The organism is Idiomarina sp. A28L (assembly GCF_000218785.1).
In the GTDB taxonomy this organism is placed as follows: Bacteria; Pseudomonadota; Gammaproteobacteria; order Enterobacterales; family Alteromonadaceae; genus Aliidiomarina.
Genome location: NZ_AFPO01000026.1, coordinates 1 through 19,480, shown reverse-complemented (window position 1 = coordinate 19,480; position 19,480 = coordinate 1). Strand labels below are relative to the sequence as shown.

Annotated in this window: 19 protein-coding genes and 1 pseudogene; 16 read left to right on the top strand and 4 right to left on the bottom strand. The window is 45.4% G+C overall.

What is annotated here, in order from left to right; genetic code table 11:
• The first annotated feature begins 257 nt into the window (after nucleotides 1–257).
• Complete coding sequence (locus tag A28LD_RS11315) at nucleotides 258–905, top strand: FkbM family methyltransferase (protein WP_007421210.1); 648 nt, start codon at nucleotides 258–260, stop codon at nucleotides 903–905.
• 21 nt (nucleotides 906–926) lie between these two features.
• Here the strand turns inward: A28LD_RS11315 and metJ are convergent, their stop codons facing one another.
• Nucleotides 927–1,250, bottom strand: coding sequence for a met regulon transcriptional regulator MetJ (gene metJ, locus A28LD_RS11310; protein WP_007421209.1), 324 nt, complete (start codon nucleotides 1,248–1,250; stop codon nucleotides 927–929).
• 175 nt (nucleotides 1,251–1,425) lie between these two features.
• Between metJ and metL the strand changes: the two genes are divergently transcribed.
• Nucleotides 1,426–3,870: a bifunctional aspartate kinase/homoserine dehydrogenase II gene (metL, locus tag A28LD_RS11305; protein ID WP_007421208.1), complete on the top strand. Its 2,445-nt coding sequence runs from the start codon at nucleotides 1,426–1,428 to the stop codon at nucleotides 3,868–3,870.
• A gap of 80 nt (nucleotides 3,871–3,950) precedes the next feature.
• Here the strand turns inward: metL and A28LD_RS11300 are convergent, their stop codons facing one another.
• Nucleotides 3,951–6,527, bottom strand: coding sequence for a penicillin-binding protein 1A (locus A28LD_RS11300; RefSeq protein WP_040487394.1), 2,577 nt, complete (start codon nucleotides 6,525–6,527; stop codon nucleotides 3,951–3,953).
• 118 nt (nucleotides 6,528–6,645) lie between these two features.
• Here A28LD_RS11300 and A28LD_RS11295 point away from each other — a divergent pair, with 118 nt between their 5' ends.
• The 8 genes from A28LD_RS11295 to A28LD_RS11260 all read left to right on the top strand — a co-directional run bounded on the left by A28LD_RS11295 (nucleotide 6,646) and on the right by A28LD_RS11260 (nucleotide 12,484).
• Nucleotides 6,646–7,296 carry a hypothetical protein gene (locus A28LD_RS11295; RefSeq protein WP_007421206.1) on the top strand — a complete coding sequence of 217 codons (651 nt, stop codon included), beginning with the start codon at nucleotides 6,646–6,648 and terminating at the stop codon, nucleotides 7,294–7,296.
• Complete coding sequence (locus tag A28LD_RS11290; RefSeq protein ID WP_007421205.1) at nucleotides 7,289–7,798, top strand: hypothetical protein; 510 nt, start codon at nucleotides 7,289–7,291, stop codon at nucleotides 7,796–7,798. The genes A28LD_RS11295 and A28LD_RS11290 overlap by 8 nt, the downstream gene beginning before the upstream one ends.
• Nucleotides 7,791–8,618, top strand: a complete 828-nt coding sequence (locus tag A28LD_RS11285; RefSeq protein WP_007421204.1) for a hypothetical protein — start codon at nucleotides 7,791–7,793, stop codon at nucleotides 8,616–8,618. Before A28LD_RS11290 ends, A28LD_RS11285 begins: the two co-directional genes overlap by 8 nt.
• A gap of 106 nt (nucleotides 8,619–8,724) precedes the next feature.
• A complete protein-coding gene (gene aroK / locus A28LD_RS11280; RefSeq protein ID WP_007421203.1) occupies nucleotides 8,725–9,243 on the top strand; it encodes a shikimate kinase AroK in 519 nt (172 codons plus the stop codon).
• Between the two features lies 1 nt (nucleotide 9,244).
• Nucleotides 9,245–10,357, top strand: a complete 1,113-nt coding sequence (gene aroB / locus A28LD_RS11275) for a 3-dehydroquinate synthase (RefSeq protein WP_007421202.1) — start codon at nucleotides 9,245–9,247, stop codon at nucleotides 10,355–10,357.
• Between the two features lie 62 nt (nucleotides 10,358–10,419).
• On the top strand, nucleotides 10,420–11,256 hold the full coding sequence (locus tag A28LD_RS11270; RefSeq protein ID WP_007421201.1) for a Dam family site-specific DNA-(adenine-N6)-methyltransferase: 837 nt from the start codon (nucleotides 10,420–10,422) through the stop codon (nucleotides 11,254–11,256).
• Nucleotides 11,256–11,696 carry a GNAT family N-acetyltransferase gene (locus A28LD_RS11265; protein ID WP_007421200.1) on the top strand — a complete coding sequence of 147 codons (441 nt, stop codon included), beginning with the start codon at nucleotides 11,256–11,258 and terminating at the stop codon, nucleotides 11,694–11,696. The genes A28LD_RS11270 and A28LD_RS11265 overlap by 1 nt, the downstream gene beginning before the upstream one ends.
• Nucleotides 11,693–12,484, top strand: coding sequence for a class I SAM-dependent methyltransferase (locus A28LD_RS11260; protein ID WP_007421199.1), 792 nt, complete (start codon nucleotides 11,693–11,695; stop codon nucleotides 12,482–12,484). Before A28LD_RS11265 ends, A28LD_RS11260 begins: the two co-directional genes overlap by 4 nt.
• 24 nt (nucleotides 12,485–12,508) lie before the next feature.
• Here A28LD_RS11260 and A28LD_RS11255 read toward each other — a convergent pair whose 3' ends face one another.
• On the bottom strand, nucleotides 12,509–13,066 hold the full coding sequence (locus tag A28LD_RS11255) for a DUF1439 domain-containing protein (protein ID WP_007421198.1): 558 nt from the start codon (nucleotides 13,064–13,066) through the stop codon (nucleotides 12,509–12,511).
• A gap of 152 nt (nucleotides 13,067–13,218) precedes the next feature.
• Here A28LD_RS11255 and A28LD_RS11250 point away from each other — a divergent pair, with 152 nt between their 5' ends.
• Nucleotides 13,219–14,652: a YfcC family protein gene (locus A28LD_RS11250; RefSeq protein ID WP_007421197.1), complete on the top strand. Its 1,434-nt coding sequence runs from the start codon at nucleotides 13,219–13,221 to the stop codon at nucleotides 14,650–14,652.
• An 83-nt stretch (nucleotides 14,653–14,735) separates the two neighbouring features.
• Here the strand turns inward: A28LD_RS11250 and A28LD_RS11245 are convergent, their stop codons facing one another.
• On the bottom strand, nucleotides 14,736–15,608 hold the full coding sequence (locus A28LD_RS11245; RefSeq protein WP_007421196.1) for a tetratricopeptide repeat protein: 873 nt from the start codon (nucleotides 15,606–15,608) through the stop codon (nucleotides 14,736–14,738).
• A 168-nt stretch (nucleotides 15,609–15,776) separates the two neighbouring features.
• Here A28LD_RS11245 and A28LD_RS11240 point away from each other — a divergent pair, with 168 nt between their 5' ends.
• From A28LD_RS11240 to A28LD_RS11220, 5 genes and pseudogenes are all read left to right on the top strand, one after another.
• Nucleotides 15,777–16,982 (top strand): NAD(P)/FAD-dependent oxidoreductase, encoded by a 1,206-nt coding sequence (locus A28LD_RS11240; RefSeq protein ID WP_007421195.1) that lies wholly within the window; start codon nucleotides 15,777–15,779, stop codon nucleotides 16,980–16,982.
• Nucleotides 16,983–17,101: 119 nt separating this feature from the next.
• Complete coding sequence (locus tag A28LD_RS11235; RefSeq protein WP_050795187.1) at nucleotides 17,102–17,548, top strand: TnsA endonuclease N-terminal domain-containing protein; 447 nt, start codon at nucleotides 17,102–17,104, stop codon at nucleotides 17,546–17,548.
• 32 nt (nucleotides 17,549–17,580) lie between these two features.
• Nucleotides 17,581–18,081, top strand: a pseudogene (locus A28LD_RS11230) (integrase core domain-containing protein); the annotation flags it as partial.
• A gap of 341 nt (nucleotides 18,082–18,422) precedes the next feature.
• Nucleotides 18,423–19,094: a hypothetical protein gene (locus A28LD_RS11225; protein WP_139043594.1), complete on the top strand. Its 672-nt coding sequence runs from the start codon at nucleotides 18,423–18,425 to the stop codon at nucleotides 19,092–19,094.
• Between the two features lie 15 nt (nucleotides 19,095–19,109).
• Nucleotides 19,110–19,313: a hypothetical protein gene (locus A28LD_RS11220; RefSeq protein ID WP_007421192.1), complete on the top strand. Its 204-nt coding sequence runs from the start codon at nucleotides 19,110–19,112 to the stop codon at nucleotides 19,311–19,313.
• Nucleotides 19,314–19,480: the final 167 nt, after the last annotated feature.

Genomic DNA, 19,480 nt, shown 5'->3' with positions numbered 1-19,480 from the left:
TGAAAGTAAAAAGCACTTTCATGAGAGTGTGTTTGCCATTTAGTTAGCCAATGCGAAAAGCATGGGCAACTAACTGCGCAAGCACGCTCTATTTTTTAGTCATTACTGTTTTAAACGGCACTCCCCCTGATCATCTACGTTTTCATTCCTACCAACGTTACAAATGTAAAGCCAGCTTGTGCAAGAGTGAGCTAGGTTTACAGTAATGTTGGTTCTAAGGCATACTCGGCGAAAGAACAAAACAAAAGGAAACGTTCGTGGGTATTTTCACATGGTTGAAGAACTTAGATAGCGCGCGCAGAAAAGCTCGTTATAAAGCGCAAACAGAAGCCTTTGAGGCGGCGGCGGCGGCCTTGAAGCCAAATGATATTGCTATTGATTGTGGCGCTAATGTAGGTATTTATACTGAAATCATGGCCCGCAGTGGAGCTACCGTATATGCATTTGAGCCGAATCCAGTGGCTTTTGCTGCCCTGAAGGAACGTGTGGCTAACTTCCCGAATGTAAAATTATTCCAAGCAGCTAGCACGGTAAAACCGGGTTCATTTAAGTTGTATTCGCATCGTCATGCGAAGCGCGATCCATTGCTTTATTCTGTTAGTTCTTCGTTGATGTCAGCAAAATCAAACGTGAATCGCAATGATTTTTTTGAAGTTGAAGGCATTGTGTTAAGTGAATTTATTCAGCAATTAGATGCACCGGTTAAGCTTTTAAAAATGGATGTCGAAGGCGCTGAAATCGGGATTCTCAATGATTTACTTGATAAAGGCTTGCACGAGAAAATCGTTGCTGGCTTTGTAGAAGTGCATGATCGTCGGGTGAAATCACTTCGCGAGCCAACGGCCGCATTGCGTGAACGCTTAGAAGATGAGGGAGCAACTCAAATCACCCTAGATTGGCGCTAGCGCCCACAACGATAAGCAGCTTTAATCTTCAATCAAATCATCTTCGGAATATGGAATGTTGTGCGTATCTAAATATTCGCGCACCGCTTTTGGCATTTTGTGTGGGTTATCTTTGCGTAGATCTTCGTCGTCGGGGAGTGGCTGGCCAGTGAACGCATGCAAAAATGCTTCACAGAGCAATTCACTATTGGTAGCGTGGCGCAAATTTGCCACCTGGCGGCGAGTGCGTTCATCGGTAAGCACTTTTAAAACATTCACCGGAATCGATACGGTAATCTTTTTTACCTGAGTGCTTTTTTTGCCGTGCTCCGCATACGGGTAAATATACTCGCCATCCCATTCCATACTGAAAACCTCCGGTAAATGCGGTTTCAAGCCGCCGAAAAAACGTTATTATATTTGAATGTTCTATATTATGCCTTTTTTTGAAGCATTTGGCCATCTAAACTTCTATTTGCAATAAAGTTTCGTTATGATGCTTTTTATTAATCATAAAACATAAGGCTAGTAGGCTGTTAGCATGAATAAACCTCAAAATCCCACACCCGAACGTGTTCGCGCAATAGCAGATGAGATCCATGTGCACAAATTTGGGGGCAGCAGCCTAGCCGATGCATATTGCTACCGCCGTGTGGCTCGAATTGTTACCGAACATGCGGGTGTGAGTGATTTAGTAGTAGTTTCTGCTGCCGGCGATACTACAAATCGTATCATTGCTATTGCTGATGCGCGTGAATCACAACCTGAATATGCTGCAACTCTTCTCAGTTCGTTACAACGCTTTCAACAAGGCCTGATCGAAGAGCTTCTATCGGGCCGTTTGTTGAACCAAGTAATGGCGCAATCGGAAGCTGATTTCGCCCGTTGGCAGCAATGGTTAATTGGTGCGGAATCTATCGAGCGTGCCGAGCTATGTGCCTATGGTGAATTATGGAGTTCTCGCCTACTCGCTGCGCTTCTTCAGAAGCAAGGCACGCGGGCCGATTATATCGATGCGCGCACCTTCCTCGAAGCTACAGATGCTGCTGAGCCGGTAATTGATACCGAAACATCACGCAGCCAGCTACTTGCACGTTTAGGCCCTTATCCGGGCACTCGTTTTATAGTTACCGGCTTTATTTGTAGCGAAACTGGAACTGGCAGAACCCTATTGCTCGGCCGCAATGGCTCTGATTACTCAGCAACCTTAATTGCCAGCTTAATCGATAGCCGGCAAACCACTATTTGGAAAGATGTAGCGGGTGTGTATTCAGCCGATCCGCGCAAAGTAGAGCGAGTAGTAAGCCTACCTTCTCTCGATTGGAGCGAAGCTGAAGAGCTTGCACGATTAGGTAGCCCTGTATTGCACCCAAGAACTTTTCAACCGGTTAATCGTGATCGCATGGTGATTAGTGTGCGCTCTAGCCTAAAAGTAGAAAACCAGCAAACTCGTATCGGCCAATATGATTTTACCGAAGCTCAGGGCAAGGTGCTTACCTCGCTACAAGATGTGGTTTTATTCAGTATCGGTTTAGAGCATAGAGGCTTAATTGCGCGCTTTGAAAGCAACCAGCTACAACCTTTAGTAAGCTGGGATGAAGAAACCGGCAGCGAACGTTTCTATGCGTTTCACCAAAACCACTTAGATTATATTCGCAACTGGATTGCTGTTAGCGATGCTGAACATCACGTGCACGAAGTAAGCGGTTACAGCATGATTGCCTTAGTAGGGGCACGCATTCAGGAAACGAAGCAATTTTCAGTATTACGCCGGGAAGTTGGCGAACAAGAACTACGCCGTTTTTCAATTTCTGAAAACAAAACGTCGGCAGTAGCAATTTTAGGGCAAAAGCTCGATAACCGGTTGTTGAACCGCTTGCATAGCCAGCTATTTAACTTCCGCCGCAGTGTTGGTGTATTGGTTATTGGCCGCGGTAATATCGGTAGTGAATGGATAGAATTGTATCGCCAACAAAGCGATCGAATGAATGAAAACGTTGATGTGCGTATTCTTGGTATTGCTAATTCGCGCCGGCTTTGGCTCGATTACAGCGGCGTTGATTTGCAAGATTGGCAAGATAATTTTGAACGATTGGCTCGCCCCTATGTGCTTACCGAGCTATTACGCGAACTGCCGAATGCTCCCTGCGATGAGCTAATTTTAATGGATTTAACCGATGCAAACTCTATTGCCCAGCTCTATCCAAGCTTTTTTGCCAATGGCATGCATATTATCAGCGCCAACAAACGCGCGGGTTCAGCTGAAGAATCGTTGTACCGCGAAATTCGCACTATTCAACATGAATATAAACGCGAATGGCTCTACAACACTACGGTTGGTGCGGGTTTGCCATTAAACTACGCATTGAATGATTTGATTCGTTCAGGCGATAAAATTCGAAGCATTTCTGGAATATTTTCGGGCACCATGAGTTGGTTGTTTGAAAATTTCGATGGCAAGGTGAAGTTCAGTGATTTGGTGTTGCAGGCGAAAACAGAAGGCTTTACAGAGCCAGATCCACGAGAGGATTTATCCTGTCATGATATTGTTCGCAAGCTCTTAATTGTGGCGCGAGAAATTGGTGCTCAACTGGATTGGGATGATATTGATATAAACGGTTTGGTGCCCGAGACATTGAAAGACCTGCCGTTGACGGAGTTTATGCAGCGGTTAACCGAGCTCGATGCACCAATGCAGGCGCTTTGGGATGAAGCCCAGAAAGAGCGCAAGGTTCCGCGATTAATGGCAAGTTTTTCGGTAGCCGATGGCCGCAGCCATGCTCGCGTGGGTATCGAGAATATTTCGGTAGAAGATATGCTTACCAACTTAATTCCAGGTGAAAATATTTTCGTAATTTATAGTGATTGGTATCACGATATGCCGTTAGTTATTAGCGGGCCAGGTGCTGGGCGGAAGGTTACCGCCGGTGGAGTGCAATCTGATTTGCATCAGTTGTTGGCACGTATTGGCGTGCAACCGCACTAATAAACTCAGAGCCGATACTGTTAATAAGAAAGGCCGCGTTCAAATGAACACGGCCTTTTTTGTACCCAACAATTAGAGGGCTAAAACAAACCTTCTTCGTCTTCGAACACTTCTTGCGGCCGTCGATCAGGGTTGGCAAATTCTTTGGGCTCTGTGCCGCGAATGAAATATTCAAACATACTCGTGTGATCGGTGCGATTCGTGAGGCGCCCAGAAGGTTGGTCAATGCGCACTGAAACCATGTTTGGTGGTAATTCAAATGGCCGTTCTTCAAGTTGTGAAAGTGCGGTTTGCATATAGGTTACCCAGCCAGGAAGTGCTGTTGTTGCGCCTGCCTCAGAACCTACAATTGGCTGACGTTGGCGGCCAAGGTTGCTATTTAGCGAAGTGCGGCCAAGGGCAAATTCGAGATTATCGAATCCCACCCAACTTGCAGCAACGATATCGCGGGTATAGCCCACAAACCAAGTATCTTTCACATCGTTGGTAGTACCCGTTTTCCCGGCTAGATTACGATTCCGTAACGCCTGAGCACGCCACGCGGTGCCATTCCAGCCAGTTTGGTTTGCCCAGCTACCACCACCCCAAACCGCAGATTGTAGGGCTTCAGTAACAAGGTAAGCCACCTGCTCAGGAATTACTCGAGGTGCTTGGTTCCTTTCCGAAAGAATCGCTTCATTGGCATAATCATCGTTTGTGAATTCAATACCAACCGCTTCAGCGGCACAGCGAGCACAAGCGTATTCGGGTTGGCTTTGAAATATAATATTGCCATCAGAATCTTCAATACGGTCGATAAAGTAAGGTGTTACGAGATAGCCACCATTGGCAAAAACGGCGAAGCCGCGCGCCATTTCTAATGGTGTGAATGATGCGGCACCTAAAGAAAGCGATTCGTTGCGTTGCACATCATTTGGTAGAAAGCCAAAACGTTCAATGTAATCAGCTGTTTGATTTACACCGAGTTCACGAATTAAGCGCACAGAAACAACGTTCTTCGAACGCGCTAGCGCTTCCCGTAAACGTATTGGCCCATCGTATACTTCCGGTGAATTGCGCGGCCGCCAGGCAGAGCCAGAGCCAGGGTTCCACTGAGTAACTGGGGCATCGTTTACCAATGTAGCAAGGGTGAAATCTCGATCTAATGCAGCAGCATAAATGAATGGCTTAATGCTTGAACCTACCTGACGTTTTGCTTGGTTAGCACGGTTAAATTGGCTGTGATTAAAACTGTAGCCGCCAACAATACTTTGCAGCGCACCATTATTTGGATTCAATGCAACTATTGCGGAACCTGGCCCAGGCATTTGTGCCAAGCGATACCCTTCTTCAACTGGGCGCAATAGAACATGATCGCCTCGGTTTAAAATTTCGCTAGCGCTTTTCGGTGCAAATCCTTGTCGTTCAGCATCAATATAGCGCCGTGCCCAATCCATTTGGTTCCATTCTATGGTGGCGCGCATGCCACCTCGTAAAATAACATCTGCTGTTTTTTCGTGAACATCACTAACAATGGCGTGCTGTAATCGGCCAAAGCGTGGTTGCCTTTCAAGGTATTGAATAATATCGGCTTCCGGCCATTGTTCGCCACGGTTTTGCATCATAGTGGCAAGCGTTGCTTCATCTGGAAGCTTCTGTAATTGTGTTTTGCTATCGCTAAATAGGCTTTCGGGATCTATTCCCCACAAGCGCATCTCCGGGCCACGGTAACCGTGGCGCTCATCGTAAGCGTGTAAGTTTTCCCGTAAGGCATATTCAGCAGCGAGTTGTTGCTCTGAGTTTACTGTGGTGTGAACCTTGTAACCGCCGTTGTAGGCATCATCAACGCCAAAACGTTGAATCATTTCTTGGCGCACCATTTCAGCTAGGAAAGGCGCATTCAACTCCAGCTCGGCAACGTGATAACGTGCGCTTACAGGCGCTCGGAAAGCAACATCGTATTCGTCTCGCGTTATGTAATTTTCCGCAAGCATGCGGCCCAAAACGATACGGCGGCGTTGCACTGATGCAGCAGGATTCGATATCGGGTTCAGAATCGAGGGGCCTTGTGGCATACCCGCTAAGGTAGCAATTTCCGAAAGATCAAGCTGATCAAGATCGCGGCCATAATACACTTGTGCAGCGGCACCAACCCCAAATGCGCGGTGGCCGAGCTCAAGTTTATTTAGATACAACTCGAGAATTTCATCTTTACTAAGCAATTGCTCTATGTGCAGCGCAATAAAGGCTTCTTTAATTTTGCGTATCCATACACGTTCGCGTGTCAGGAAGAAATTTCGGGCCAACTGCATGGTAATAGTACTTGCACCTTCACGGATTTCGCCAGTGCTTACCAAAACCCAAAAAGCCCGCATTACGCCGATCGGGTCAACACCGCGATGGCTGTAAAAACGAGAATCTTCAGTTGCTAAAATAGCATCGATCATCGATTGCGGAATTTCATCGAGGGTGAGAGGAATACGGCGCTGTTCGCCGAATTGCGACATCAATTTCCCGTCTGCAGTATATACTTGCATAGGCGTTAAAAAACGCACATCTCTTAGCGTATCCACACTTGGGAGGTCGTCTTTCACATAATAATAGAGCCCTGCTACCGTGGCGAAACCGAGGAATATAAGCGCCACAATGGTAAGCAAGAAATACTTCAAAAATCGAATCACAGAATTTCCGCCATCACCTAAATAAAACAACCGCATTATACGCTTATTATGAGCTAAATTTAACCAATACACATTTACTTGAAGCAATATTAACAATGGCACGGAGGCCGTTGATATGTTTTTCTCGAAAAAACACTGGGCTAGGTGGTTTCGGCGGCCTTTTTTAGTAGGCGGCATTTACTGCAATTCCAGTAGTTTTGCCTTAGCAATAATCAATCAACAACAATCCGCCTGTCAGGTTGTGTTTGCGCAATATTCCACGTTCGATCCAGCTCTGGTTGAAGCTAACGTTGCCGTAAAAGCGAAACTCGATATTCCCAATGGCATTAAGCATGTTTCTTTTCATGTTGTGAGTGATACTTTCCAAGTATTGCCACTACTGTTGCCTGCTGAAATTAACAACATGGAAACAGTAGCTTGTGCCGAGTTGAAAGTGAAGCAACAACCGAAATCAGAGGATTGGTTGTGGGATGTGGAACTGGATGGGCAGAACAGCAAACTTTGGCTCTTGGCAAAAGCCCAACACACGAATTTAGTTAAGCAGTTACAGTGTTTTGGTATTGTGGAAAAACAGCTCTGCAGTTGGCAACCCGCGGCCAAAGCTCAACCTTTACACCCCCAGGCAGAGCGTTTACTAAAGGATTGTGAGCAAAAGCTATTTGCGGTTTCTAATCAGCAGCCTTTAGCTACACCAGAAATAAATAAAAGTGAGTTAGTGCTCGCTATCTCAGCTGCTCTTTTTAAAAAAGGAGGTTTCGGTGGTTGATTTTATATCTCCGTTAGCAATGCGAGTGCGGCGACAACGAAAACGGTATCGCATCGAGTTGTGTTGCGCGCTTACGGTAGTGATAGGTTTTGTTGCTTGGCAGTATTCTGCGTTACCCGTAAAGCTTTCGTCTGGTCAGCAGCAGCAGTTGCGAGCAGGCTATCAATTACCGCCCACATTAGCACCCCACCCATTATATCGGCAGTTGCAATTACTCAATGCATTGGGAATTCAGCTCAACGAGGGCGCCGGTTTGGAAGATGAGCCTTTGCATGAACACCCACAGATACACTTGCATAGGGTTCAGTTTCTGCAGGAAACAGCCAGCCTTACGCTATTTATAAAATCGGCTCAAAATGTTCAAAAGCTCACGAACGGGAAAATTCCTGATTGGGAAATCACCCATGCAGATTTACAAGAGCTTACTTCCTCCCCGCCTTACGAATGGGAATTAAGCATAAACCTGAAGCCGATAAACAGTTCGGAGCAACATTATGATTAGCAGCGCCAGAAATAGCAGTGCTCGAATTGGCAACGAAGGGTTAAGCTCAATAATTTTGCGAGCGGCGCCTCTGCGTTCGGTTGTTCTCTTGGCGTTTATATTGATAACACTCGTGGTCGTCGAGCTAGTATTTATTGAACCGGAAAAACAAAAACGTTTGCAGCAACAGGTAAGCTTTAACAATTTGCAGGCGTTACTCAATATGCCGAGAGCAGAATCACCACAGGCCCGAAAAATGGAACTCCCGGAGTTAGTGAATGAACTTAAATTGGCAAAATTCAGTAACGATAATGGCACACAGCAATACGTTATTACGGGCTCGTTTTTCGATTTGTATCGTTGGTTGCAGCAGTTAAATGATAGCCAATGGTTTCCACAACAAGCGAATTGGCAATGGCAGGGCGATATTATTGAATTGAGCTTATCATTGGCAGCAGGGGCGCATAAAATCACCAATATACCTAATGCACAGGCAAGCCCTTTTCCAAAACCACAGCAACCTAAACCAGAACCACTGCAAAGTTGCTTGAATTTGTGGCCAGCGCATCTAAAACTGGCGGCTACATTGGGAGTTCGCTTGGTGCTCGATGATGGCATGCGGCAATGGCAATATCAGCAAGGAGATATTCATTCTGGCACCGGGTTAATGTTTTCGAGAGTGAATAACGGTGAAGTAATACTTAGTTTTGCGCAGGCCAGTGAACAAAGTGAAATATCTGAGGGCACCGAAGTTTCGCCAAAAAACATAGTAACTGAATGCCTCCCAGCGGCATTGCAGGTAAATGAAAGCGGTGCACACAAACCGCGCTGGTTGCCATAGCGGGCGCAAATTGCGATAATCGCCTGTCTTTTTTTCTGGGGCACAGGGGTGAACCACCACTCATTTGATTCGAAACAGTTTTTATAAGAAGTGATGTATTCAAGCTATGGCTGATAAGCGCAATATTTTTTTGATTGGCCCAATGGGGGCTGGCAAAAGCACCATCGGGCGGCAACTCGCCAAATCTCTTCATTTAGAGTTCTTTGATTCTGATACCGAAATAGAACGCCGTACCGGCGCAGATATTAGTTGGGTATTTGAGCTCGAAGGTGAGGAAGGTTTTCGTGATCGAGAAGAAAAAATGATTAGCGAGCTTACCGAAAACACCGGTATTGTTTTAGCTACCGGTGGCGGCTCGATTATTAGCAAAGAAAATCGCCTGAAGTTATCGGCACGCGGTGTTGTGGTTTATTTAAAAACCAATATCGATAAGCAAGTAGCGCGCACTCAGCGTGATAAACGCCGGCCACTGCTAGCGAATGCCGATAACCCGAGAGAAGTTCTTGAAAATTTAGCCGAAGAGCGCGATCCTCTGTATGAAGAAATCGCCGATGTGGTTATCCACACCGATGAGCAAAGCGCAAAAGTAGTCGCCAACGAAATTATTGCTAAATTGGGGTTATGATATGAATGCACCAACGCAGAGCCTAAACGTTTCTCTTGGTGCACGTAGTTACCCAATTTATGTTGGTAGCGGGTTACTGAGCAATTCAGTAGCCGCTGTATTAAAGCAGGCGTTGCCAAACGCCGGTGAGCAAGTAGTGATTATCAGTAATGCCACCGTTGCGGAACATTATCTCAAGCCTTTAACCGATAATCTGCAAGTGCACGGCATATCGCGCAACAACATTTATCACGCACTTATGCCTGATGGCGAATCCTATAAATCCCTTACTATTTACGGCGAAATCATGGATTTGTTGGTAAAACATCGGCTCAATCGCGATTGCACTATTATTGCATTGGGTGGTGGCGTGGTAGGTGATATGGCCGGTTTTGTGGCCGCCACTTGGCAGCGTGGCGTTCCCTTTATTCAAATTCCCACTACTTTGCTGGCGCAGGTTGATTCTTCGGTAGGCGGTAAAACTGCAGTAAACCACCCGGGTGGTAAAAATTTAATAGGTGCCTTTCATCAGCCTTCAGCGGTTGTTATCGATATTAATACCTTGCAGAGTTTGCCGGTTCGCGAACTACAAGCTGGCCTTGCCGAAGTAATCAAATATGGCGTGATGGCCGATAGTAATTTCTTTGCGTGGTTAGAGCTAAATATGGCCCGTTTACTGGCACGCCAACCAGAAGCGCTCGCGCATGCAATAACGCGCAGCTGCGAAATAAAAGCTGAAATTGTGGCCGCCGATGAGCATGAGAATGGTATTCGTGCGCTACTGAACCTTGGCCATACCTTTGGCCACGCGATAGAAGCCGCCACTCATTATAAAACTTGGTTGCATGGTGAGGCCGTGGCAGTAGGTATGGTAATGGCTGCACGTTTGGCCGTGCAGCTTGGTTATATTGAGAGCAAGCACGCGGAGCGCATTGAAAACTTAATTAAAAGCGCTGGCTTACCTACTCGGCCGCCGAAAGGTATGACTAAGACCACATGGTTAGAGCTTATGGCGCGAGATAAAAAGGTGAAACAGGGGAAAATGCGGTTTATTTTGCCAACGGGCCCTGGCCGTGCGAATATTTTTAGTAATATCAGTAGCGCAGCGTTAACAAGGCTTATCGATGCGCTTTGAAGCGTGTTATTGTGCATAACTTCTAGTTACACTAACCTCACAAACCAGCAAAATAATAATATATGAAGAAGCAGCGCGCGTTCCTAAAATGGGCCGGTGGAAAATACACATTAATCGAGCCTATCAAACGCTTGCTTCCCCCCGGAGATAAGCTCATAGAGCCATTCGTGGGCGCTGGCTCAGTGTTTCTGAACACCGATTATGATAAATACCTGCTAAACGATATTAACGCTGATTTAATAAATTTATATAAATTCCTGAAGCGGCGGCCGAAAACTTATATTGAAGATGCGCGGCGATTTTTTGTGCCCGGTAATAATAATGCCGAAGCATACTACGCCTTGCGCAAAGAATTTAACGCCAGCAGCGACCCTTATTTTCGTTCATTGCTGTTCTTGTATTTTAACCGCCACGGTTACAACGGGCTGTGCCGTTACAATGCTAGCGGTGCTTTTAATGTGCCATTTGGCCGCTATAACGGCCCTTATTACCCTCAGGCTGAACTGGAATTCTTTGCAGAAAAAGCAAAAAAAGCTACTTTTACCTGTGAGCCGTTCCAAAATAGCTTTCGAAGAGCGCGCGAGAATCATGTTATCTATTGCGACCCGCCGTATTTGCCATTGAGTACCACTGCAAATTTTACCAGTTACTCTGGCAATGGTTTTGGTTTAGATGAGCAATTATTGCTGGCGCAAAAAGCTCGGCACGCCTCGTTAAAGCGCAATATTCCAGTGTTAATTAGTAATCATGATACCGATACTGCGCGGCTTTTTTATGAGCACGCAGAACTCACTACCTTGCAGGTACATCGGTTTATCAGTCAAAATGGCGCAAATCGTAAAAAAGTGGGTGAGCTTCTCGCGTATTTCGCCCCTGGTTTAATTCCTCGGAGGAAGTGATGCTGCAATTCACCACGAGCCAGTTTTCAGAGCTTAATGCACTTCAGCTGCACGATATTCTTAAGCTACGCCAAGATATTTTTATTGTTGAGCAGAACTGCGTTTATCCAGATATCGATGGTACCGATGCTACTTGGCTACATTTAAGCGGGTTTGATGATCAAGGGCTGGTTGCCTACGCCCGCTTACATTGCCCCGGCAACGAAACTTCAGTGATTGGCCGTGTTGTTGTGAATGAACGTGGACGTGGCAAAAATTATGGCCGTGAATTAATGAAGCGTGCTGTAGTTGAAATTCTTGCTCGTGCTCCGAATCAACCCATTGAACTCAACGCGCAAACTTACTTACTAGAGTTTTACGGCTCTCTTGGCTTTAAATCGATTGGTGAAGAATACCTCGAAGATGGCATTCCTCATCGGTTGATGGAATATCGGCCGTGAGCTTTCCAGTTCCGCTTTTGGCGGCTGAACCAGAACTGCAATCGGCAGCGGCTGCATTGGCCGCAGAATTCGGTTTGCCAGCAGCCGATACCCATGCTGATTTTATTCTGGAACTTACCCGCGAAGGCTTACAACTACGTTGGCGTAGCAAGCCTGAATACCAACCTTTAGTGCTCGATTACACCCGAGGAAGGCAAGCGTGGCGGCAACAGCTTGGTGGTGGCCGGCAAGAAGCTGTGGTTAGAGCGTTGGGCATAGGCAAAGGTTTCCGGCCAAAAGTGCTCGATGCAACAGCGGGGCTTGGCCGCGATGGCTTAATGCTAGCCCATGCCGGTTGCGAAGTGTGGTTATTAGAACGAAACCCCGCAATTCATGCGCTTTTACATCAGGCTGTGCTGCATTTGCAGCAGTTTCAGGGTGAAAGCCATTGGAGTGCGCAGCGCTTGCATGTTCTGCCAGCGGGTAGTTTGCTTGATCAAGAAAGTTTACATGGGGAGTTTAGGAAGCTGCAGCCGGATGCAGTGTATTTAGATCCTATGTTTCCAGAGCGCGAAAAATCAGCGGCAGTTAAAAAAGATATGCAGGTGTTGCAACATTTAGTAGGGGCGGATCTTGATGCCGATGGGCTGTTACCTGCTGCATTAGCATTGGCGAGTTGCCGTGTGGTAGTGAAACGCCCAGCGAAAGCTCCTTTTTTAGCGGGGCAAACACCGAGCACTCAAATTGCCAGTAAAAAGCATCGTTTCGATGTGTATATTAAGCAGCCTTATCCAAAAATTACCGCTTAACAGGCTGCTCAAGCACACGGCTACTTAACGTGAGGGAGAAATTCGTAAGGCGCCTTCTTCCACGGTTAATGAGAGTGGAACCTGCATTAGAAGTTGTTGCGTCCGATCTTCTGGATTTAAACGATACACAGGTTGTTGGCTCATGAACTCATCGAGAATTTCTAAAACCTGCCCATTCAGGCCAGTTAAAGTGCCTGAATAACCACCGGCGTTAATTGATGAATTCACCACGTTTAAACGGCGTACATAAATAGCTTTCTCATTACCATCGTATATTGGCGCACCTTCCACCCCAAGGTTCAAGGCTACTGGGTAACTGCGGCCAAACACCTCAATTGGAAGATTAAAGCCAGCTTGTAAGCGCACAATATCAGTTTGGTTAGGGCCAATTTCTGCAGTTAACGAGGTGATTTCTAACGGTACCGAAAAGCCCATAATACGCACTTCTGGCTTTTGCAATTCAGCTTGCTGCAAAATAAGCTGTTCGAGTTGGCTTTCGTTTATGCGATAACTGAGCATATCGGTAAATTGTGCACAAGCAGAGAGAAAAAATACGCTTAATACTATAAACCAACGTTTCATACGGCTACTCCTGAAATACTAAAAAATGAGCTGAAAGTGCGCTTAGGTTAACGGTAAAACACATTGAAACAAAGATAATCTTGGTTGCTTTACGTGGTTCAGGTATTCTTAGCCACAGTTTTTCATACAATAACAATATATAGGTCTCTCTTATGGCTAAAGCATTCAAGGTTCCACATACCCTGACATTGCTATTTGGCATGATGATCATCGCGATGCTGGCTACGTGGGTGGTACCACAAGGCTTTTTTGAAACTTTCATCAATGATGCGAATCGTGAAGTAGTTATTCCAGGTACTTTCTCATTAGTTGATGAGCGTCAATATCTCACACCGTGGCAATTGTTAACGGCTGTGCCACGTGCTTTTGCGGCGGCTCAAGATATTATTTTCTTCGTGTTTATAGTGGGCGGTGTTTTAGCTATTGCTCGGCGCACTGGCACAGTTGACGCGTTAATTGGCCGTTTACTTAAGAAGCATAGTGATAAGCCACAGAAGCTTATCTTTATGGTTATCTTTTTCTTTTCATTGGCTTCCGGTGCAATTGGTACAGCTGGCGAATACATCCCTTTTGTACTTATTCTAGTTGGGCTCTGTAAAGCTATGCGGCTCGATGCCATGACAGCGGTAGGTATGACAGTAGCGGGTTATGGCGTTGGTTATGGTGCTTCTGCCTTTAATCCGTTTACTGTTCTTATAGCTCAAGGCATCGCCGAAGTGCCGCTATACTCAGGTTGGTGGCTGCGAGCAGTTATTATCTTCCCATTCATATTAATAGCCTTCCATCACGTTTGGACATACGCGAAAAAAGTAATTGCTGATCCAAGCCAATCGTTGGTTGCAGATTTACCGTGCCCATTGGAAGGTAAAGAAACCACGGTTTACCCGGAGTTGAATGGCCGCCATCGTACTATTCTTGGCACTTTCTTGGCTACAATCGTTATTGCCATTTATGGTATCTCTCAGCACGGTTGGTATTTGTATGAATTAGGCGCATGTTTTGTTGGCTGGGGCTTGATAATTACTGTTTTGGGCCGTTTGAAGTTTGATGAGGCTGCCGATAGCTTTATTGAAGGGGTAAAAGATTTAACTACCACAGCCGTGCTGATAGGTGTAGCTCGAGGTATTGCCCTTATTCTCGAAGATGGGCAGATTCTACATAGCATTGTAAACGGCCTTTCTATGCCGTTATCACACGTGCCAGCCGCGATTTCTGCAGTAGGCATGCTAGTAATTCAAACTATCTTGAACTTGTTTGTTCCTTCCGGCTCAGGGCAAGCGTTTGTAACCATGCCATTAATGGCCCCGCTCAGTGATTTAGTGGGTGTTCCGCGTCAAGTTGCTGTATTGGCTTACCAATTTGGTGATGGTTTCTCGAACATGATTGTGCCTACTAACGCCGTATTGATGGGTATTATTGGTATTGCCGGGGTGCCATATGATCGTTGGTTCCGGTTCTGTATTCCATTGCTTGGCAAGTTAATGTTATTTGCCACAATAGTTCTCGTACTCGCGGTAGTATTTGGTTATGGCGCTGATTTGGAAGTAGCATCAGCGCTAGTTACTAACACTGTTCAAGTTAGCTAGTTCTAAGTACTTTTAGTTAGGTACTAAAAAAACGCTCAAAGCTTTCTACTTTGAGCGTTTTTTGTTCATGGTGTAAACGAGTGTTACATACCGAACAGAAACTCTCTTACAGTTGATGCGGCTGCATCTAATCTCTCTCTGTCATATATCACATTGCATGCGGAAACAAAGCTACCGCAAGGAGGAACACGACGGAAACTAGTACCGGTTGTTTTCCGGCGATAAAAACTATCTTCTAGGCGTGCCGACATATCGTTAAAGGTATCCATCGGCGAACCTTCAATCGATCTTACTACAATCACTTCCATCGATTCGTATTCACGCAATTGAGCTGCCAATTCACGATCTTCTTCGTTGTCCGATTGCTCAAAGTGGCGAGCGTAGCCACGATTGCGTTCGGCAGAATCACGATAGTTTTTAACTGCTAAATGCATATATAAACGAGCAGCCTCTCGATGTTCATTACTCTCTTCAAATAGTTGAGCAAGTAAGTACATTGATTCCGGGTGGCCAGATACCGAGGCATCTTGCAACAAATTCATTGCTTCATCGATATTTACGTTAGCTCGAAGGTTTCGAACTGCGCGCTCATAAAATGCAGGTGCATAATTGGCTTTAATCGCTTTATCTAACCAATAATCTGCTCGTTCCTCACTCTGCGCAAATATAGTACCATTGCGGCGCCATTGAGATTTTACGTGGTAGGCTTGTGGATTACGAAAGCGAATCGCTTCTTGCATCCAAATCTTGGCCTTACGTTCATCTGCTTCAACGCCTTCACCGTTAGCGTAGCCCACGGCCAAAATGATCATGGCTTCAGCGGAGCCGTAATCAGCGGCGCGATGTATACTTTTCATTGCATCGGAGCAATCATTCTCTTCACAAACATTTTCAGCAAAAGCCTGTGTACTTAAAAAAGATATTGTTACTGCGAGTATCCAATGTTTCATTTTCATGAGTTTATCCTTAACATGAGCGGAATAACGCGCTCCAAAAGAACATAATATGGAGCCTTGTTTATACCCTATAACAAAATTTGAACGTTATCCATGTTAAAAGTGTTACAGACTATTTCGTACACTAATGCGATTTTTTCTATTTTTTACCCAGCGGATGTGTAGAACATGCCAGTGAACGATGCAGTAAATGTTAATACCCTTATTATTGGTGCCGGTGCGGCTGGCTTAATGTGCGCAGCTACGGCGGCTAAACGGGGGTTATCTGTAGTTGTTATTGATCATGCAAAACAGGCTGGTAAAAAAATCCTTATTTCCGGTGGCGGCCGGTGTAACTTCACCAACATGTATACGAGCCCAGAAAATTTCCTCTCGGAGAATCCACATTTTTGTAAATCAGCACTAAGCCGTTATACCCAGTGGGATTTCGTAGCTATGGTGGATAAACACAAGATATCATGGCACGAGAAAACTCTGGGTCAGTTGTTCTGTGATGATTCGGCGAAAGATATTGTGCGCATGCTAATGCAAGAGTGCAGCTCTGCTGGTGCGAAAGTACAACTGCGTACTGAGGTGTTTTCGGTGCAGCAAGAAAATGGCATGTACTTCGTAAAAACCTCGCAAGGCGAGTTTTCTTGTAAGAATTTAGTGGTGGCTTGTGGCGGTTTATCCATGCCGAAACTAGGTGCCACACCCTTCGGTTATAAGCTGGCGGAGCAATTTGGCCATAGCATTGTGCCAGTGCGTGCCGGGCTCGTTCCGTTTACCCTGCACGATACCGACAAAGAAGCCTTTGCTGACCTTTCCGGTGTAGCCAGCGATGTAGTAGCAAATAATGATCGAGCTTCTTTTCGTGAAGCGATGTTATTCACGCACCGCGGTTTAAGTGGCCCGGCGATGCTGCAAATATCATCGTTTTGGCAACCAGGTGAAACCGTAGCGGTAAACCTGTTGCCAAACGAAGATGCGCTCGCGCTGCTTCAGCAGGCGAAAGCAGAGCAACCACGCAGCGGTTTGATAAGTATATTCAGCAAGTATTTACCAAAGCGAATGGTGCAAGTGCTGGCGAAACACGGCAATTGGCCCGTGAAAAACTTAGCAGATTTAAGCAATACAGATATCGAACGGGTAGCCAACAATCTTGCTGCATGGCCGATCAAGCCAAATGGCACGGAAGGCTACCGTACTGCCGAAGTTACCATCGGTGGTGTGAACGTAAATGAAGTAAGTTCGAAAACTATGGAAAGCAAACTGCAGCCCGGCCTGTTCTTCATCGGCGAAGTGCTCGATGTTACCGGCTGGCTCGGCGGCTACAATTTCCAATGGGCATGGAGCTCCGGCTGGGTGTGTGGCGAATCGGTGGTTGATGTCTAGCGACAAAAAAGTGTGCCCCTTAGTGTTTTTGGACTAATGTAGGTTAAGTTTCTAAAGAAATTGGGGCCTCAATTGGTAGAACTAGGAATCTTGAGACGATAAGTGACTTTCAACGAGCATTGCGCCAAGGGTATGGTCTAGGGAGTGGTAAAGATTATAAGCCTTGGCTAAGAATTCAAGATGTTAAGTCAAAGGGTAAACGATCTGCCATTCATGGACTAAAAACAGACCGTACCCATCACTTATTATCATCTGGTGAATCCGAATTATTCTATCTGGTTGAGTTTGCTAACAGCGTAATTGATATCAGAGAGCAATTTCCTATTTTTCCATTAACCTACACACAAAAAGTTGCTGAACTTATTGGAATTGAGCACCCCAGACATCCAATTTCGAAAGATGCAGTCATAATAACGACAGATTTCCTTTTAACTAAGCAGTCCGGCAGCACCCGGAATACTTCATTCCACGCGATCTCGGTGAAGCGTGACTCATTCCTTGACGATATCAGGGCAGTTGGAAAACAAGATCTGGAGCGGGTTTGTTGGGAGCTGCTTGGTGTGTAGCGGTCAAGAAAAACTGGCCACCGCTCGGGCAGTTGCTGCAACGCACGCTGTTACGTGAACAATGCGCCCACAGCTGTCTGGTCCTGCACTCAGATAACGGCGCGCCGATGAAAGCACAAACGATGCGTGAAAAAGCCTACGAGCTTAGTGTTACGACATCTTACAACAGGCCCAGAGTCAGCAACGACAACCCGTTCGCTGAGTTGCTGTTCAGGACTTGCAAATACCGCCCTGAATGGCCATCAGCGGGATTTAAAAGCCTTGATGACGAAAGGCATTGCGTACTGAAGTTCTCTCGCTGGTACAACTACGAGCACAAGCATAGTAAGTTGCGCCTCGTAACACCAGAGCAGCGCCACACAGGCCAAGATAGAGCGATACTCGCGCAACGCAAAACGGTTATGGAAGCCGCGAAAGCAAGACATTCAGTTCGTTGGGGCAAGCGTCAGGTTCGTAATTGCACGCCGGTTGGACCAACAACCCTTAACCCGGCAAAAGAACAGGTGAAGCAGGAACAAAAACAGGCAGCTTAAACGAGCTGATGGTGACAATTAGCTTGAAAAACACCGCATGTGCAAATGCAGTGATTGACTAAAAGGTTGCTATTATTCTTAAATAATTATAATTTATAATTTAATATGATTTTAATCATAATTAAGTTTTGTATCTAAATATAATAAGGAATTTATAAAAATGAAAAAAAAACATATTGTTAGTAATTTTACTTATCTCTGCGGTGAGTTTAACTGTTCTTAAAGCTAATGCTTCTGATACTTTTAGAGTCTGTCATACATGTTCAAGTAACTCGTCTTATACTGCTAATGCAATTGAATCAGCATCCGAGGGCGCGAACGCAAGTGTGTATGTTCTGAACGTGGCTGATAATACAATTAAAAAGTACCAAACATTTTATGAACCTGAACTGAATCAAACATTTGTGTCTGAGATAACAGTGGACTCAGCAACGCAATCAGGGTTCGATGATGTGGTCAGTGCTTATAACAGCTTAACGCAGTACCTTCAGGGTTATCAAGAAGTACCTGAGCACATTGCTCCGAGCGCATACAGTATGATGGGGGCAAGCTTCGTTATGAATGATGTGTTTGACCATTACAGTCAAGAAGCTACTCTTCTCACGCATGTGACAGTCTTTATTTCTTCGTCCTTATCGCTCTTAGGAGAAATTATAGATATACCACTTCATGTCGAAGTATCTTTCGCGGATGGGTCATCCGCAATCCTTAACATAGTGTCCATATTACCGAATGGTGATATCGAGCTAGAATTGGCAAGCGCAAAGGATGTTGACAATAATACGATCTCTACAGAAGCCTCTGGATATACAGATGGCCTCTATCGGTTTACTGCGGGTGGTGAGTCAGCGATACAAGAATTTATGGCTGCTGCAAGTCGGTATGGTGTTGGAGTATGTCGACAGGGTAGTTGTTTCTCTGGTGAAACCGAAGTAGACATGAACTGCGCTTGGGTTGGCGATGTTTATACGTGTACGGTTACAGGAAAAAAAGAGACTGTAATCCCAAATTAGTAAGGATAAATAGCGATGCCTATTTCATATATTGTTTTTTTTATGATTGTTTGGATTCCATTCATGGTTTTGATGTCAGGGAAGTTGGCGAAAAAGGCTGGTAAACCACCTTCTTACGCTATGATAATTGGATTTATCTGCGCTTTTATTCCACCATTGGGAATGATTTTCCTGATCGTTTTGTTTGCACTTCAAAGCAAGCCTGAAAATAACTATTAATAATTGCTATCGAGTAGAATCGGTTCTTCAGCCGATCATTAGACCATGTGTCCGATGATCGGCTCTTTAACGGGATTATACTTACCGCGTAAAACCCCCTAATTAATACCACGCATTTTTAAAGGTCTGTTCGTTCGTGTTACCAATCGCTATTTTTATTTTTTCAA

What these genes read in the sequence shown, in the direction of transcription:
- metJ (WP_007421209.1), bottom strand. Translation starts at nt 1,250, where the DNA reads ATGGAATGGGATGGCGAGTATATTTACCCGTATGCGGAGCACGGCAAA.
- metL (WP_007421208.1), top strand. Translation starts at nt 1,426, where the DNA reads ATGAATAAACCTCAAAATCCCACACCCGAACGTGTTCGCGCAATAGCA.
- A28LD_RS11295 (WP_007421206.1), top strand. Translation starts at nt 6,646, where the DNA reads ATGTTTTTCTCGAAAAAACACTGGGCTAGGTGGTTTCGGCGGCCTTTT.
- A28LD_RS11285 (WP_007421204.1), top strand. Translation starts at nt 7,791, where the DNA reads ATGATTAGCAGCGCCAGAAATAGCAGTGCTCGAATTGGCAACGAAGGG.
- aroK (WP_007421203.1), top strand. Translation starts at nt 8,725, where the DNA reads ATGGCTGATAAGCGCAATATTTTTTTGATTGGCCCAATGGGGGCTGGC.
- aroB (WP_007421202.1), top strand. Translation starts at nt 9,245, where the DNA reads ATGAATGCACCAACGCAGAGCCTAAACGTTTCTCTTGGTGCACGTAGT.
- A28LD_RS11270 (WP_007421201.1), top strand. Translation starts at nt 10,420, where the DNA reads ATGAAGAAGCAGCGCGCGTTCCTAAAATGGGCCGGTGGAAAATACACA.
- A28LD_RS11265 (WP_007421200.1), top strand. Translation starts at nt 11,256, where the DNA reads ATGCTGCAATTCACCACGAGCCAGTTTTCAGAGCTTAATGCACTTCAG.
- A28LD_RS11255 (WP_007421198.1), bottom strand. Translation starts at nt 13,066, where the DNA reads ATGAAACGTTGGTTTATAGTATTAAGCGTATTTTTTCTCTCTGCTTGT.
- A28LD_RS11250 (WP_007421197.1), top strand. Translation starts at nt 13,219, where the DNA reads ATGGCTAAAGCATTCAAGGTTCCACATACCCTGACATTGCTATTTGGC.
- A28LD_RS11245 (WP_007421196.1), bottom strand. Translation starts at nt 15,608, where the DNA reads ATGAAAATGAAACATTGGATACTCGCAGTAACAATATCTTTTTTAAGT.
- A28LD_RS11240 (WP_007421195.1), top strand. Translation starts at nt 15,777, where the DNA reads ATGCCAGTGAACGATGCAGTAAATGTTAATACCCTTATTATTGGTGCC.
- A28LD_RS11220 (WP_007421192.1), top strand. Translation starts at nt 19,110, where the DNA reads ATGCCTATTTCATATATTGTTTTTTTTATGATTGTTTGGATTCCATTC.